Here is a 14,603-nt window from a genome sequence, read left to right on the forward strand (position 1 = left end):
CCACTCACATCCGGAAAACGCCGTAGGAGACCGGTTCGATCGGTGCGTTCGCACACACCGAGAGCGCCAGTCCGAGAACAGTTCTGGTGTCGGCGGGGTCGATGATGCCGTCGTCCCACAGCCTGGCCGTCGAGTAGTACGGATTGCCCTGCGCCTCGTACTGATCACGGATCGGCGCCTTGAACGCCTCTTCGTCCTCGGCCGACCACGGGTTGCCCGCGCTGTCGAGTTGCTCGCTGCGCACCGTCGAGAGCACCGACGCCGCCTGCTCGCCGCCCATCACGGAGATCCGGGCGTTCGGCCACATCCACAGGAACCGCGGCGAGTAGGCCCGCCCGCACATCGAGTAGTTGCCCGCCCCGTAGGAGCCGCCGATCACGACGGTCAGCTTGGGAACCCGGGCGCACGCCACCGCGGTCACCATCTTGGCGCCGTGCTTGGCGATGCCGCCCGCTTCGTAGTCGCGACCGACCATGAAGCCTGCGATGTTCTGCAGGAACAGAAGTGGAATCTTGCGCTTGTCGCACAGCTCGATGAAATGAGCGCCCTTCATCGCGGACTCGGCGAACAGCACGCCGTTGTTGGCGACGATGCCGACCGGGTGGCCCTCGATGTGCGCGAAACCGGTGACCAGAGTCTTGCCGTACTCCGCCTTGAACTCCTGGAATTCGCTGCCGTCCACGATGCGGTCGATGACCTCGTGGACGTCGTACGGGGTGCGCGGGTCGGTGGGGACCACGTCGTAGAGGTCGGTCTGCGATGCCGACGCGGGGACGGCGCTGATCACGTCCCACGGCCGCTCGGCGCGCGGGCCGAGGGTCGCGACGATGTTCCGCACGATCCGCAGCGCGTCCTGGTCGTCTTCCGCGAGGTGGTCGGTGACGCCGGAGACCTTCGAGTGCAGGTCGCCGCCGCCGAGCTCCTCCGCTGTCACGACCTCACCGGTGGCGGCCTTCACCAGCGGCGGACCGCCGAGGAAGATGGTGCCCTGGTTGCGGACGATGACGGCCTCGTCGCTCATCGCGGGCACGTAGGCGCCGCCCGCGGTGCACGAGCCGAGGACCGCCGCGATCTGCGGGATGCCCTGCGCGCTCATCGTGGCCTGGTTGTAGAAGATGCGGCCGAAATGCTCGCGGTCCGGAAACACCTCGTCCTGCCTGGGCAGGAACGCGCCGCCGGAGTCGACGAGGTAGATGCACGGCAGCTGGTTCTGCAGCGCGATCTCCTGCGCCCGCAGGTGCTTCTTCACCGTCATCGGGTAGTAGGTGCCGCCCTTGACGGTCGCGTCGTTGGCGACGATCACGCATTCCCGCCCGGACACCCGGCCGATGCCGGCGATGACGCCCGCTCCGGGGCATTCGTCGTCGTACAGGCCGTTCGCGGCGAGCGGGGAGATCTCGAGGAACGGGCTTCCGGGGTCGAGCAGGGTGTCCACTCGCTCGCGGGGCAGGAGCTTGCCTCGGCTGACGTGCCGCTCGCGCGACTTCTCGCTGCCGCCGAGCGCGGCCACGGCCAGCCTCGACTTCAGCTCGTCCACCAATTTCGTGTGCCCTGCCCGGTAGCCCTCCCGTGCAGTGGTTCCGCTCAGTGCCATCCTGCCGCCTTCTCGTCTTGACGCCCGTGCCGAGTGAGTTAATACTCGATAACTGAATCTAAGATAACTGTGATTAACTGAGTTGTCCAGACCACATCCGAGAAAGAGCTAAGGCGATGACCACAGACGTCGACGGCACCGAAGCGCCGATCACGCGCCGGGAACAGATGAAGGCGGATCGTCGCCGCCAACTGCTCGACGCCGCCGCCCGCCTCATCGCCGAACGGGGCTTCCTCGGTGTCCGCCTCGAGGACCTCGGTTCCGCGGCGGGAATCAGCGGCCCCGCCGTGTACCGGCACTTCCCCAACAAGGACGCCGTCCTCGTCGAACTGCTCGTCGGGATCAGCACGCGCCTGCTCGAGGGCGGGTCGCTCGTCGTGGCGGAGGCCGCCTCCCCGGAAGCGGCCCTGGAGGGTCTGATCGACTTCCATCTGGACTTCGCGCTCGGCGAACCCGACCTCATTCGCATCCAGGACCGGGACCTGGAGAGCCTGCCCGCCGAGGCCCGCCGGGAGGTCCGGCAGACGCAGCGGCGCTACGTGGAGATCTGGGTGAAGGTGCTGCTGCAGGTGGACACGTCACTGGACGAGACGGATGCCCGCACCAAGGCACACGCCACGTTCGGGCTCATCAACTCGACCCCGCACAGCGCCGATCCCACGACCCCCTCGCGCACCCGGAAAGTACTGCGCGACATGACGCTTCTCTGCCTGCGCCCGTGAGTACTCGTTAACGTCCGGCGGTTGACAAGTACGCACGGGCGGCGAAGCCGCAGAAAGGCCCCGCCCTGACCGGACGGGGCCCTTCTCGTGACGGTGCGATGTGGCGCGCCTACACCCTGTTCTTGCTCGTCATCGAGGTGTATCCGAGGGTCAGCACGGCCGCTACGGCGATGCTGATGATCCACCGGATCCAGTCGATTCCGCCGGTGTCCCCCTTGTCGAGGAGCCCCTCCCACACCCAGTACCCGATCAGCGCACCGATGATGCCGAGCACGACGGTGATGACCCACCCCATCGCCTGCTTCCCCGGAATCACGAGACGCGCCAGAACGCCGATGACCGCACCGAAGATGATGGTGCCGATGATGTCCATGACCATGGCCCTTGTCCTCTCAACACGCAATTCATGGTGCGAGCGGAAGGTCACCGCTCATTTCGAACATAGCCACCTGGACACCCGTTCGACAGGGCTTCGGCAAATCGTTGCCAAAAGGTTCACGCGGCGTACCGCTGTGAACCCCCTCCGTTCAGCGAATGCCCTGCCGTCGCAGGGCAACGGACACCGCCGCGGCGCGGGTGTCGACACCGAGTTTCGCGTAGATGTGGGCGAGATGGGTCTTGACCGTCGCCTCGCTGATGAAGAGGGCTTTTCCGAGTTCCTTGTTGGTCATGCCCTTGGCCAGCAGGGTCAGCAGTTGGGCCTCCCGCGGCGTGAGAGCTTCCTCGGGGCGCTGCATCTGCTGCAGGAGTCGCGATGCGACGGGCGGCGACAGCACACTCTGACCTGCGGCCGCGCCGCGCACGGCGGCGAAGATCTCCTGGGGTGTCGAATCCTTCAGGAGGTATCCGATGGCACCGGCGTCGATGGCGCGCACCACGTCGGCATCCGTGTCGTAGGTCGTGAACACCAGCACCGGCAGGGCCCGATCGACCTGCCGGATGCGGCGAATGGCCTCGACCCCGTCGATACCGGCGCCCAGGGCGAGGTCCATCGTCACAAGTTGCGGCCGGCAGGTGCTCACGGCGTCGACCGCCTCCTCCCCCGTGCCCGCCTCGGCGATCACCTCGATGTCCGGCTGCGAGTCGAGAAGCGCTCGCAGCCCGGCACGAACGACCACGTGATCGTCGACCAACAGCACGGTCACTGGCGTCATGCCGCGGTTCCTCTCGCACACGGTATCTGGGCGGCCACCACGGTGCCCTCGCCCGGCGCGCTCTCGACGGTGAACGTGCCGCCCAGTTGCTCGACGCGGCTGCGCATCGCGCGCAAACCGTATCCGCCGCGCGCCGAGGGAGATCCGGTGGGCGCGGGGTCGAAACCGGTGCCGTCGTCGAAGATGTCGAGGGCGACGGCCTCCGGAAGGTATGTCAACGTGACGCCCACGGTCTCGGCGTGGGCGTGCCGGGCGATGTTGGACACCGCGCTCTGGGTGATCCGCAGCAGAGCGTGCGTCACCTCCGCCGGAATCGCGATCGGAGTGCCCACGATCCGGAGCTCCGCCCGCGGGTGGTGCGTGCGCGCGGCGGCGAGCAGTGCCGCGTCGAGTGGCTGGGATTCCAGTTTGGGCGCCGCGAGATGGTGCACGAGACTGCGGGTTTCCGCCAGGTTCTCGCGCAACGTTCCGGTCGCCACGCGGACGTCCTCACGTGCCCGTTCCTCCGTCCGCGGATCTGCCTGCGCCCAGATCTGCTCGGCCGCCTCGAGGCGGAGCAGGCTGCTGGTCAGCCCCTGCGTCACGGTGTCGTGGATCTCGCGGGCCAGTCGTTCACGTTCGGCGAGCACCCCCGCCTCCCGCTCGGTCTCCGCGAGCCGGGACCGGGTCTCCGCCACCTGGCGGAGCAGTCGCATCCGTTCCCGGCCGTCCCGCTCGATCTGGCTGTACGCCATGACGATCAGCGCCCCGGTGCACAGCGGTCCCACCAGMACGGCCCACTCGGTGCGGCCGGAGAAGGTGAAGAACGCCACCGAGGTGAGGACGGCTAGAACCCCGACGACCGGGTACGCGATCCGGCTCGGGTACGCCCGCGTGCACAGGAAGAACATGGGAAATGCACACCAGGCGAAACTCGGCGCGAGCCAGACGAGCACCGCCCACGTCGTCAGGACCGGCCATACCCACGGTTCCCACACGCCTCCCCGCCGTGCGACCACGGCGGTGACCGTGTACGACGCGGCAAGCGCGGCGATCAACGCGACCACCACGACGAACCGTCCGCTCACGCCGTGGTACGTAAGGTACCGCGCCGTCGACGTCGCGAGAAGGACGTAGAACGACACATGGATGGCGGTAGCGAGCGGGCCGCGCAGACCCGCGCCGTCCGGCCTGTCCACTCCGTCCACGGGTGTCGTCACGTCGACTGATCCTACGGATGTGCCGTGGGTCGCGGATCCACCGTTCGGATGATCTGCCGGGGCCGGACGGATGAGTTCGGGAGCGCCGGCGGCCCGATGCGGTCACCGGCACCGCCGGGCCAGGCTGGTCACGTCAGCTCGTCACTTCCCGAAAGGCCCTCCGATGCGCACCTTCCACCGCCTGCCCCGCATTCTGGCGATCACCGTCCCGCTCGCCGCGATCGTCGCCACCTCGGCGTGCGGCACGTCCGCGTCCGACGAGGCGAGTCCGACGTCCACTCCGGTGGCGACCGCCGCCGCGCCGGCCGCGATCGACGGTGCGGACGGCGTGGTGAGCCAGAACCGTCTCGGTATCGGCACTGCGCAGGCCGCAGCGCAGGCGGCGCTCGCGAAGTGCCAGGCCGACGGGCTCGGGTTCGTCACCGTGTCGGTGGTCGATCGCGCCGGCAACGTGCAGGCGATGTTGCGCGGGGACAATGCCGCTCAGCACACCGTGGAGGCGGCGCGTCAGAAGGCGTACACCGCTGCCGCGTTCGGCGCGAACACCAGTGATCTGAGCGAACGGGCCAAGGGCGACGGCGCGACGGTCGCCGACCTTCCCGGCACGTTGTTCCTCGCCGGCGGGGTGAGCGTGAAGTCGGCCGGCGGGTCGATCGCGGGAATCGGCGTCGGCGGCGCTCCCGACGGAATGCGGGATCAGGCGTGTGCGGCCGCCGGGCTCGACGCGATCGCCGGGACGCTGGGGTGAAGAGCTGCCCCCGTGTCGACGCCCGAACTGGAACACGCTGTTCGACGCCGTCGCGACGTTGCTGCGGACCAGGTGACGAGGCGGGTCAGGTGCGCCCGATCAGGTCGAGGGACTGCTCGCGCATCTCGACCTTGCGCACCTTGCCCGTCACCGTCATCGGGAAGTCGTCGACGACGTGCACGTATTTCGGGATCTTGTAGTGGGCGAGCTTGCCGGTGCAGAACTCGCGCACCTTCGCCGCGTCCAGGGGTTCGGTACCGTCCTTCATCCGCACCCACACCATCAGTTCCTCGCCGTACTTCGCGTCCGGCACCCCGATGACCTGGGCGTCGAGGATGTCCGGATGCGTGTACAGGAACTCCTCGATCTCGCGGGGATAGACGTTCTCGCCGCCGCGGATGACCATGTCCTTGATCCGCCCGGTGATCGCGACGTAGCCGTCGGAATCCATCACACCGATGTCGCCGGTGTGCATCCATCGTCCGGCGTCGATCGCTTCGGCGGTCTTCTCCGGGTTGTTCCAGTACCCGAGCATCACCGAGTAACCCCGGGTGCAGAGCTCGCCCGGCGTGCCCCGCGGAACGGTCAACCCCGTTGCCGGATCGACGATCTTGACCTCGAGATGCGGGCCGACCCGGCCGACCGTCGACACGCGCTGATCGATCGTGTCGTCCGACCGGGTCTGCAACGACACCGGCGACGTCTCGGTCATGCCGTAACAGATGGAGACCTCGGCCATCCCCATCTGTTCGATGACCTGCTTCATCACCTCCACCGGGCAGGGTGATCCGGCCATGATTCCGGTCCGCAGACTCGACAGGTCGAACGATGCGAAGTCCGGTTCGGCGAGTTCGGCGATGAACATCGTCGGCACCCCGTACAGCGACGTGCACTTCTCCGCTTCGACGGCCTGCAGCGTGGCTTTCGGGTCGAAGGACGGCCCGGGGATGACCATGGTCGCGCCGTGACTCGTGCAGGCCAGGTTGCCCATCACCATGCCGAAGCAGTGGTAGAACGGCACCGGGATGCAGACGCGGTCGTTCTCCGTGTAGTGGCACAGCTCGCCGACGAAGTACCCGTTGTTCAGGATGTTGTGGTGGCTGAGCGTCGCGCCCTTGGGGAATCCGGTTGTCCCCGAGGTGTATTGGATATTGATCGGGTCGTCCGAGGACAGGGCCGCCTGCGCGGCAGGCAGCAGGGACGGGTCGGCGGCGTGCGCAGCCATGCCGTCCGACGCCAGCCGGCTCCACTCGGCACTGCCGAGGAGCACCACCATCTCGAGGTCGGGGCACTGGGGCCGGACCTCCTCGATCATGGCCGCGTAGTCGGAGGACTTGAACTCGGGCGCCGACACCAGCAGACGGATACCGGCCTGATCGAGCACATACTTCAACTCGTGCGCCCGGTAGGCGGGGTTGATGTTGACGAGCACGGCGCCGATCTTGGCCGTCGCGAACTGGATCAGCGTCCACTCCRGGCAGTTCGGCGCCCAGATCCCCACCCGGTCGCCCTTYCCGATACCCCGCTTCAGCAACCCCGCCGCCACGGCGTCGACGTCCCGCCTCAGCTCCGCGTACGTCCACCGCCGCCCCGAGGGCCGGTCGACCAGGGCGTCACGATCACCGTGAGCCGCCACGGTCCGGTCGAAGTTGTCTCCGATGGTGTCGCCGAGCATCGGGGCGTCCCACACGCCGTTGGTGTAGCTGGGAAGCGGGGTTGTCATCACTCTTCCTCTCCAGGAGCCCGTTCGGGCGCCTACGGGACGGGCAGACCCGAAGGCCCTTCCGCGGTCGAACTTACTCTTGGTTGATGTGATCCAGGGCATACTGCACGGCGAGGGGCGACGGTATCTGTGCGAAGTCCGGACACCCCTCGCCGGCCCTGTCAGAGCGCGTCGTCTTTCGTTTCCACCAGGGCCTTCGTGCACAGCAGGCTCACCACGCCGAGGACGGCGAGCATCACGCCGATCGCGGCGCTGCCGTACGCGGACGCCAGCGGTGCGGCGATCAGCGGCGGCACGGCGCCGCCGAGCACGCCGGCGAGGTTGTAGCCGAGTCCGGCGCCGGTGTAGCGGTAGCGCGTCTGGAACATTTCCGGAAGCAGGGCGCCGCAGGGGCCGTACGCGATTCCGAAGATGGCGAGCGTGACCATCACGCCGATCGTGAACGCGAGGGGTGAACCGGTGTCGAGCAGCGGGAACAGTGCGAGCGCCCACACGACGGCCAGTCCGCAGGAGATCATGATGACCCGTCGACGCCCGATCCGGTCCGAGTACAGAGCGGAGACGACGATCGTGAATCCGAAGACCACGGCCGAGGCGATCCCGACCGTCAGTACGAACGGGCGGCTGAACCCGAGGGTCTTGGTGCCGTAGCTGGTGAGAAACGCTGTGCCCATGTAGAAGAACGCGAACAGTGTGGCGAGCGCGCCGGCCGAGAGGAGGATCTCCTTGGTCTGGTACCGCCAGGCGTCCATCAGCGGGAGGCTCCGCGGGGTCGCGTCGGCACGGTCGGCCAGCTGGGCCGCGCGGAACACCGGTGTCTCCTCGATCGCCAGCCGCATGTAGAGGCCGATGCCGACCAGGACGGCGCTGAACAGGAAGGGAATCCGCCACCCGTACTCGAGGAAGACCTCGTTGGTGTCGCCGAGCAGGGTGCCGGTGACGAGGAACGTGGCGCTGGAGAGGATGAAGGCCACCGCGGGGCCGAGTTGCGGGAACATCGCGTAGAGGCCGCGCTTGCCCGGGGGTGCGTACTCCGCCGTCAGCAGTGTGGCGCCCGCCCACTCGCCGCCGACGGCGAATCCCTGACCGAAACGCAGCAGCACCAGCAGGATCGGTGCCGCGACCCCGATCGTCGCGGCACCGGGCAGCAGGCCGATCAGGAACGTCGAGACACCCATCAGGATGAGCGTGGAGATCAGCGTCTTCTTACGTCCGATCCGGTCACCGTAGTGGCCGAACAGCATCGCACCCACGGGCCTGGCGACGAACGCGACGGCGAAGGTCGCGAAGGAGGCGACGGTGCCAGCGGTGGAGCCGAGGGCGGGAAAGAACACCGTGGGGAACACCAGGGCTGCGGCGGTGCCGTAGATGAAGAAGTCGTAGAACTCGATGGTCGTGCCGATGCCGCTGGCGATGGCCACCTTGCGGACGCTGGTACCGCCCTGGCGCACCGGTGTGGGGGCGTGGGGGGCGCCCGCACCCGAGTTGGAGACTGTGGTCACTCGATTCCTCCGTGGTCCGTGGGGAACACCCTGGGTGGGCGTATCCCGGATGAGAGGAAAAGTAGTGATCCGGCTCACTGCGTCACCACCCCCGAATAGGGGGGGTGGTGACGCGTGTCACGTCACTCGGCGGTGCCGGACGCGCCGAGCAGTTCCTTGCGGAGTTCGGTCCACACGGTGGCGTACGAGTCGATCACGGGTTCCGAGATCCACTTCGTCTCCCCCGCAGCGACTTTCGCGAGGGCGTCGGCGAACAGGTCCTGGTAGCGGGACAACCGGGGCACGAACGCCGACAGGTCGTCGAACACGACCGACGCCCGGCGGTCCAGGTCGGCCAGCTGATCGGCGTCGGCCGAATCGATCAGTCCGACGAACTCCTCATGGAACGGCACGAAGCTCTCGTACACCTCCGCGATGGAGTCCTCGTCGATGGACACCCGCTCGGCGTCGAGCTGATCCTCGAGCTCCGACAGCCCGGCCTCGGTGAGCCCGATCCGGCCGTCCGAGACTTCCTGCGCCTTGCCCTGGGTCAGCAGCGCGTCGTAGGCGGCCTGCGCGGACGCGGCGCTCACGCCGAGATGCTCGGCCAGAACAGCCGCGCTGACCTGCTCTTTCAACCGGACCGCCTGCAGCAGGGCCAACTCGTCCACATTGCCAGCGAAGGCCATAGATCTCTCCTCGTCACACCCCGTCCAGGGCGGTTCTCCGCAGGTCCGGCCGGACCTGCCGCCCTTTAGATAACACGACTACAGTTCGAGGATCTCCGAGGGGGCTGCGAGCGCATCGGCACGGGACGTGTCCTTCAACTCCACTCCGGACCGGCCCAGTTTCCTGGCGCCGGACACGAGACCCGCCACGACGCGGGCCGCGAGTTCGTAGCCGAGCCCTTCGGGTGGGTGGATGTTGGACACGCAGTTCCGGTCCGCGTCGGTGCGTCCGGGACGCGCGAGGTGCGTGAGGTAGACACCGACACTGTCGGCCACCGACAATCCGGGCCGCTCCCCGATCAGCAGGACGAGCGTCTGCACGCCCAGCGCCTGCGCGATGTGGTCTCCGAGCGCCACCCGGGCCTGGGTCGCGATCACCGGCGGCGCCAGCGAGTACGTCCCGCCGAACTCGTCGACCAGAGCGGACAGCAGGGACACCCCGTGATCGGTGAGCGCCCGGGGCGACAACCCGTCGGCGAGGACGAATCCCACCTCGGCCGTTCCCACGGGAACCGCGGACAGGTCGGCCGGCGTGCGGCCCAGGTCGGGCCGCCGCAGGTACTCGCTGCGGTCCGACGCCTGACTCGTGACGACCACCGGCCTGCCCAGGCCCACGGCCTCGACCTGCTCGGCCAGCGCCTCCGCGTCGAGCGGCTGGTGGACGGCGTCACGTGCGGCGGCGTGCGCCGACCGGAACTCGAGGACGCGCTGCGTGGGCAGGGCGTCACCGGTGCGGCCGAGACCGATACGCGCCTGCGTCGTGGCCCGCAGTTCCGCCCAGAAGTCTTGCACCACAGGATCGCTCATCGTGCCACCGTCAGCGCCCGCAGCGGCGACGCCGCAGCGTCGACCGGCAGGACCCGTCCCGCGTCGTCGACCATGCCGAGACGGCGCATCCAATCCTCGAATTCCGGTGCCGGTCTGAGTCCGAGCACCTGACGTGCGTACAGCGCGTCGTGGAACGACAGACTCTGGTACCCGAGCATGACGTCGTCCGCGCCGGGTACCGCGATGACGAAGGCCGCGCCTGCCACCCCGAGCAGGGTGAGCAGCGTGTCCATGTCGTCCTGGTCGGCCTCGGCGTGATTGGTGTAGCAGACGTCGACACCCATCGGCAGGCCCAGGAGCTTTCCGCAGAAGTGATCCTCGAGCCCGGCCCTGATGATCTGCTTGCCGTCGTACAGGTACTCCGGACCGATGAACCCGACCACCGTGTTGATCAGCAGTGGTTCGAGATCACGGGCCACCGCGTACGCCCTGGTCTCGAGGGTCTGCTGGTCGACGGGCCTGCCACCCGTGCCGAGGTGGGCGCCCGCACTGAGCGCCGAGCCCTGACCGGTTTCGAGATACATGACGTTGTCGCCGACGGTGCCGCGTTTCAGGGACCGGCCGGCCGCGTTGGCCTCACGGAGCAGCGAAATGTCCACACCGAAACTGGAATTGGCGCCCTGTGTTCCGGCGATGGACTGGAACACGAGGTCGACGGGAACGCCTTCCTCGATCAGGCCCATCGTGGTGGTCACGTGCGACAGCACGCACGACTGCGCCGGAATGTCGAAGCGCTGACGGATGTCGTCGAGCAGGTGGAGCAGTTCCGCGGTGGCGTGCGGCGAATCGGTGGCCGGGTTGATTCCGATCACGGCGTCACCGCAGCCGAGCAGCAGGCCGTCGAGCGTGGCGGCCGCGATTCCGCGCGGGTCGTCGGTGGGATGGTTGGGCTGCAGCCGGGTTGCCAGGTGTCCCGGTACGCCGAGCGTCGTCCGGAACCCCGCGGTGACGGTGACGGCCCGCGCGACCGCGATGAGGTCCTGGTTGCGCATGATCTTGCTGACCGCCGCGACCATCTCCGGTGTCAGCCCCGGGGCGACGCGACGGAACGTCTCGGCCGCACCGTCTCGCGCCGCGACGTCCAGCAGCCAGTCGCGCAGGCCGCCGACGGTGAGATGGGAGATCTCGCCGAACGCGACCCGGTCGTGCGAGTCGATGATGAGCCTCGTGACCTCGTCGTCCTCGTAGGGAACGACGAGTTCGTTCAGGAACGTGCCGAGCGGGACGTCGGCCAGCGCCCACTGCGCGGCGGCGCGTTCGGCGTCGGAGGACGCCGCGCACCCGGCCAGTTCGTCTCCGCTGCGGAGCGGAGTCGCCTTGGCCATGAGGTCGACGAGACCGTCGAACGTGTACCCGGTTCCCGCGACTCCGTGACTGTAGGTGGTCATTCCAATTCTTCCTCTGCCTTCGCAAGAACAGCAAACTCCTCGTCGGGCGAATTGGCAACGAGGTGATGGCGGCTGTACAGGCCGAAGTACGCCATGAAGGCCGCGAATGCGATCAGCGTCCAGAGTGCGGCGACCGGATCGACGAGGAAGGTGGCGATCACCGCGGCGGCGGCGATGACGAGCGCGAACGACGTGGTGATGATGCCGCCCGGGGTGCGGTACGGCCGCTTCATCTCCGGCTCACGCCTGCGGAGGACGATGTGGCTGACCATCATCAGCACGTAGCTGACGGCCGCGCCGAACACCGCCATGTTCAGCAGCATCGCGCCTTCACCGGTGAGCGACAGCACGAACCCGATGACACCCGGCACGATGAGGGCGAGAGTGGGCGCCTTCCGTGAGTTGGTGATCGACAGACTCGTCGGCAGGTAGYCGGCGCGGGACAGCGCGAACGTCTGCCGCGAGTAGGCGTACATGATCGAGAAGAAGCTGGCGACGAGGCCGGCCAGTCCGATGTAGTTGACGACCTTGGCCGCGGTTCCGTCACCGAGCGCCTCGACCAGCGGATTGCCGGACGTGGACAGGCTCTCGGCACCCAGCGCTCCGGTAGCGAGGAACAGGACAGTTGCCCCCGTGACGATGAGGATGAGCATGCTGATGATGATGCCGCGCGGCACGTTCTTCTCCGGCTCGCGGGCTTCCTCCGCGGCCAGCGGCACGCCTTCGACGGCGAGGAAGAACCAGATGGCGAATGGGACGGCCGCCCAGATTCCGAATGCGCCGAACGGCAGGAAACTCGACGCGCCCACCGCATCGGTCGCGGCGATGTCGGTGAGGTTGCCCGCGTCGAACAGACCGATCGCGGAGACCGCGAAGATCACGAGACCGACCAGTGCGATCGCCGTGATGACGAACATGGCCTTGAGTGCCTCGCCGGCGCCGGTCAGATGGATTCCGATGAAGATGGCGTAGACCGCCAGGTACACCCACCACCCGTCGGTGATACCGAACAGGTTCAGTGACTCGACGTAGCTGCCGATGAAGGTGGCGATGGCGGCGGGCGCGATCGCGTATTCGATGAGAATGGCCGTGCCGGTGGCGAATCCGCCCCACGGCCCGAGTGCGCGCCGCGCGAACGTGTAACCGCCGCCGGCGGCGGGCAGGGCGGACGACATCTCGGCCATGCCCAGCACCATGGCCAGGTACATGCCCGCGATGACGACACCGGCGATCAGCAGGCCGCCGAATCCACCCTCGGCCAGTCCGTTGTTCCATCCGGCGTAGTCGCCGGAGATCACGTAGCTGACACCGAGGCCGGCGAGCAGCACCCAGCCCGCCGAACCCTTACGGAGCGTGCGTTTTTCCAGGTAGCTGCTGTCTTCCGAGTGGAAATCGGCAGCATCGTGATGTTGACCGGTTCCGGAATTCTTGGATGGTTCTACGAGTGACATTCCGTCCCCTACGTCGATCCGAATGGTGCCTCGTCCGCACCGCTCGGGGAGCGGAATCGAACGGCCGAGGCCAATGGTGAACGAGTTGTGTACACGTCGTGTCAGCAGAACGTGACCGCGACGTAAAAACCTGGGTCGTAGCGCGCTTCGGGTGCTATGGGACCGGGCGGCGGGCGGGCACGGGACATGCGTCGACGGCTTCGGCGACCACTTGTGGTTCGAGGGACGGGGCGGGCCTCCAGCCCTGCTCCCACCGCTGGCCCACGATGACCTCCTCCGCGGCGAGGCTGGTGTTCTCCTCCGGGGTGAAGGCCCGTGCACGACTGAGAAAGCGCATGCCTTCGGGACTTTCCAGGCTGAATCCCGATCCGCGGCCGGGCACCACGTCGAGCACCAGCTGAGTGTGCTTCCACGCCTCGAACTGCGAACCGGAGATCCACACGGGCACGGCATCGGCACCCTCGGCCCGGGTGGACGGGATCTCCCCGACACCGAGACGCAGGTCGAGGACGCCGAGCAGCACGTCGCGGTCGCCGACGATGAATTCACCGTCGGGGTAACACATCGGCGCGGAGCCGTCGCAGCACCCGCCGGACTGATGCATCATCAGCGCCCCGTGGGTACCGCCGAGGCGGCGGAGAAGCTCCACCGCCCCGGCGGTTGCCTTCAGGCGCGCAGGCGCCCGGGCTGCGTCCATCAGAAGAAGCCCTGAGCCTTCTGGGCGTAGCTGACCAGCAGGTTCTTCGTCTGCTGGTAGTGCTCGAGCATCATCAGGTGGTTCTCGCGGCCGATGCCGGACTGCTTGTAGCCACCGAACGCCGCATGCGCGGGGTACTGGTGGTACGTGTTGGTCCACACGCGCCCGGCCTGGATGTCGCGACCCGCCCGGTAGGCGACGCCACCGTCCCGCGACCACACGCCGGCGCCGAGGCCGTACAGCGTGTCGTTGGCGATCTCGATGGCCTGGTCGTAGTCCTTGAACGACGTGACGGACACGACGGGACCGAAAATCTCCTCCTGGAAGATCCGCATCTTGTTCTGACCGGTGAAGATCGTCGGCTGCACGTAGTAGCCGCCGGACAGGTCGCCGCCGAGTTCGGCACGCTCACCGCCGGTGACGACCTTGGCGCCTTCGCCCTTGCCGATCTCGATGTACGACAGGATCTTCTCGAGCTGATCGTTCGAGGCCTGCGCACCGATCATCGTGTCGGTGTCGAGCGGGTCGCCCTGGCGGACGGCCTTGGTGCGGATGGCCGCCATCGCGAGGAACTCGTCGAAGATGTCCTCCTGGATCAGCGAACGCGACGGGCAGGTGCACACCTCGCCCTGGTTGAGGGCGAACATCGTGAAGCCCTCGAGCGCCTTGTCCTGGTAGTCGTCGTTGGAGGACAGCACGTCGGAGAAGAAGATGTTGGGGCTCTTGCCACCGAGTTCGAGGGTGACCGGGATCAGGTTCTGCGACGCGTACTGCATGATGAGCCGGCCCGTGGTGGTCTCGCCGGTGAACGCGATCTTCCGGATCCGCGGGCTCGAGGCGAGCGGCTTGCCCGCCTCCACACCGAAGCCGTTGACGATGTTCACCACACC

At 67.7% G+C, this 14,603-nt stretch carries 13 protein-coding genes and 1 pseudogene; 2 read left to right on the forward strand and 12 right to left on the reverse strand.

What is annotated here, in order from left to right:
- Positions 1 to 4: 4 nt before the first annotated feature.
- Positions 5 to 1,594 (reverse strand): carboxyl transferase domain-containing protein, encoded by a 1,590-nt coding sequence (locus AC1D1G_RS13790; protein ID WP_283332957.1) that lies wholly within the window; start codon positions 1,592 to 1,594, stop codon positions 5 to 7.
- 116 nt (positions 1,595 to 1,710) lie between these two features.
- On the opposite strand from AC1D1G_RS13790, the gene AC1D1G_RS13795 reads away from it, so the two are divergent.
- On the forward strand, positions 1,711 to 2,316 hold the full coding sequence (locus tag AC1D1G_RS13795) for an SACE_7040 family transcriptional regulator (RefSeq protein WP_029539478.1): 606 nt from the start codon (positions 1,711 to 1,713) through the stop codon (positions 2,314 to 2,316).
- 109 nt (positions 2,317 to 2,425) lie between these two features.
- Here AC1D1G_RS13795 and AC1D1G_RS13800 read toward each other — a convergent pair whose 3' ends face one another.
- The 3 genes from AC1D1G_RS13800 to AC1D1G_RS13810 form a co-directional block, all read right to left on the reverse strand.
- Positions 2,426 to 2,695, reverse strand: coding sequence for a GlsB/YeaQ/YmgE family stress response membrane protein (locus AC1D1G_RS13800; protein ID WP_105412681.1), 270 nt, complete (start codon positions 2,693 to 2,695; stop codon positions 2,426 to 2,428).
- Positions 2,696 to 2,843: 148 nt separating this feature from the next.
- On the reverse strand, positions 2,844 to 3,470 hold the full coding sequence (locus AC1D1G_RS13805; protein ID WP_477952517.1) for a response regulator: 627 nt from the start codon (positions 3,468 to 3,470) through the stop codon (positions 2,844 to 2,846).
- Complete coding sequence (locus AC1D1G_RS13810; RefSeq protein WP_477952519.1) at positions 3,467 to 4,669, reverse strand: sensor histidine kinase; 1,203 nt, start codon at positions 4,667 to 4,669, stop codon at positions 3,467 to 3,469. Before AC1D1G_RS13810 ends, AC1D1G_RS13805 begins: the two co-directional genes overlap by 4 nt.
- Positions 4,670 to 4,832: 163 nt before the next feature.
- Between AC1D1G_RS13810 and AC1D1G_RS13815 the strand changes: the two genes are divergently transcribed.
- Complete coding sequence (locus AC1D1G_RS13815; protein ID WP_280783599.1) at positions 4,833 to 5,417, forward strand: GlcG/HbpS family heme-binding protein; 585 nt, start codon at positions 4,833 to 4,835, stop codon at positions 5,415 to 5,417.
- A gap of 85 nt (positions 5,418 to 5,502) precedes the next feature.
- Here AC1D1G_RS13815 and AC1D1G_RS13820 read toward each other — a convergent pair whose 3' ends face one another.
- The 8 genes and pseudogenes from AC1D1G_RS13820 to adh form a co-directional block, all read right to left on the reverse strand.
- On the reverse strand, positions 5,503 to 7,140 hold the full coding sequence (locus AC1D1G_RS13820) for an AMP-binding protein (protein ID WP_477952521.1): 1,638 nt from the start codon (positions 7,138 to 7,140) through the stop codon (positions 5,503 to 5,505).
- A 161-nt stretch (positions 7,141 to 7,301) separates the two neighbouring features.
- Positions 7,302 to 8,642 carry an MFS transporter gene (locus tag AC1D1G_RS13825; RefSeq protein ID WP_411194600.1) on the reverse strand — a complete coding sequence of 447 codons (1,341 nt, stop codon included), beginning with the start codon at positions 8,640 to 8,642 and terminating at the stop codon, positions 7,302 to 7,304.
- Between the two features lie 122 nt (positions 8,643 to 8,764).
- Positions 8,765 to 9,310: a hypothetical protein gene (locus tag AC1D1G_RS13830; protein ID WP_105412686.1), complete on the reverse strand. Its 546-nt coding sequence runs from the start codon at positions 9,308 to 9,310 to the stop codon at positions 8,765 to 8,767.
- Between the two features lie 78 nt (positions 9,311 to 9,388).
- Positions 9,389 to 10,156 (reverse strand): ethanolamine ammonia-lyase subunit EutC, encoded by a 768-nt coding sequence (eutC, locus tag AC1D1G_RS13835; protein ID WP_283332952.1) that lies wholly within the window; start codon positions 10,154 to 10,156, stop codon positions 9,389 to 9,391.
- Positions 10,153 to 11,565 carry an ethanolamine ammonia-lyase subunit EutB gene (locus tag AC1D1G_RS13840; RefSeq protein ID WP_265147272.1) on the reverse strand — a complete coding sequence of 471 codons (1,413 nt, stop codon included), beginning with the start codon at positions 11,563 to 11,565 and terminating at the stop codon, positions 10,153 to 10,155. Before AC1D1G_RS13840 ends, eutC begins: the two co-directional genes overlap by 4 nt.
- Positions 11,562 to 13,016 carry an ethanolamine permease gene (eat, locus tag AC1D1G_RS13845; RefSeq protein WP_477952523.1) on the reverse strand — a complete coding sequence of 485 codons (1,455 nt, stop codon included), beginning with the start codon at positions 13,014 to 13,016 and terminating at the stop codon, positions 11,562 to 11,564. Before eat ends, AC1D1G_RS13840 begins: the two co-directional genes overlap by 4 nt.
- A gap of 154 nt (positions 13,017 to 13,170) precedes the next feature.
- Entirely contained in the window at positions 13,171 to 13,713 is a 543-nt protein-coding gene (locus tag AC1D1G_RS13850; RefSeq protein WP_280783594.1) for a DUF779 domain-containing protein, read from the reverse strand.
- A pseudogene (adh, locus tag AC1D1G_RS13855) lies at positions 13,713 to 14,603 on the reverse strand (aldehyde dehydrogenase); the annotation flags it as partial. The pseudogene adh and the gene AC1D1G_RS13850, both read right to left, overlap by 1 nt.

Source organism: Rhodococcus sp. P3_B8 (assembly GCF_056402775.1).

Excerpts from the sequence above, each read along its gene's own strand:
- AC1D1G_RS13840 (WP_265147272.1), bottom strand. The coding sequence starts at position 11,565 with ATGACCACCTACAGTCACGGAGTCGCGGGAACCGGGTACACGTTCGAC.
- AC1D1G_RS13805 (WP_477952517.1), bottom strand. The coding sequence starts at position 3,470 with ATGACGCCAGTGACCGTGCTGTTGGTCGACGATCACGTGGTCGTTCGT.
- AC1D1G_RS13830 (WP_105412686.1), bottom strand. The coding sequence starts at position 9,310 with ATGGCCTTCGCTGGCAATGTGGACGAGTTGGCCCTGCTGCAGGCGGTC.
- AC1D1G_RS13795 (WP_029539478.1), top strand. The coding sequence starts at position 1,711 with ATGACCACAGACGTCGACGGCACCGAAGCGCCGATCACGCGCCGGGAA.
- AC1D1G_RS13850 (WP_280783594.1), bottom strand. The coding sequence starts at position 13,713 with ATGGACGCAGCCCGGGCGCCTGCGCGCCTGAAGGCAACCGCCGGGGCG.
- eutC (WP_283332952.1), bottom strand. The coding sequence starts at position 10,156 with ATGAGCGATCCTGTGGTGCAAGACTTCTGGGCGGAACTGCGGGCCACG.
- AC1D1G_RS13815 (WP_280783599.1), top strand. The coding sequence starts at position 4,833 with ATGCGCACCTTCCACCGCCTGCCCCGCATTCTGGCGATCACCGTCCCG.
- AC1D1G_RS13800 (WP_105412681.1), bottom strand. The coding sequence starts at position 2,695 with ATGGTCATGGACATCATCGGCACCATCATCTTCGGTGCGGTCATCGGC.
- AC1D1G_RS13790 (WP_283332957.1), bottom strand. The coding sequence starts at position 1,594 with ATGGCACTGAGCGGAACCACTGCACGGGAGGGCTACCGGGCAGGGCAC.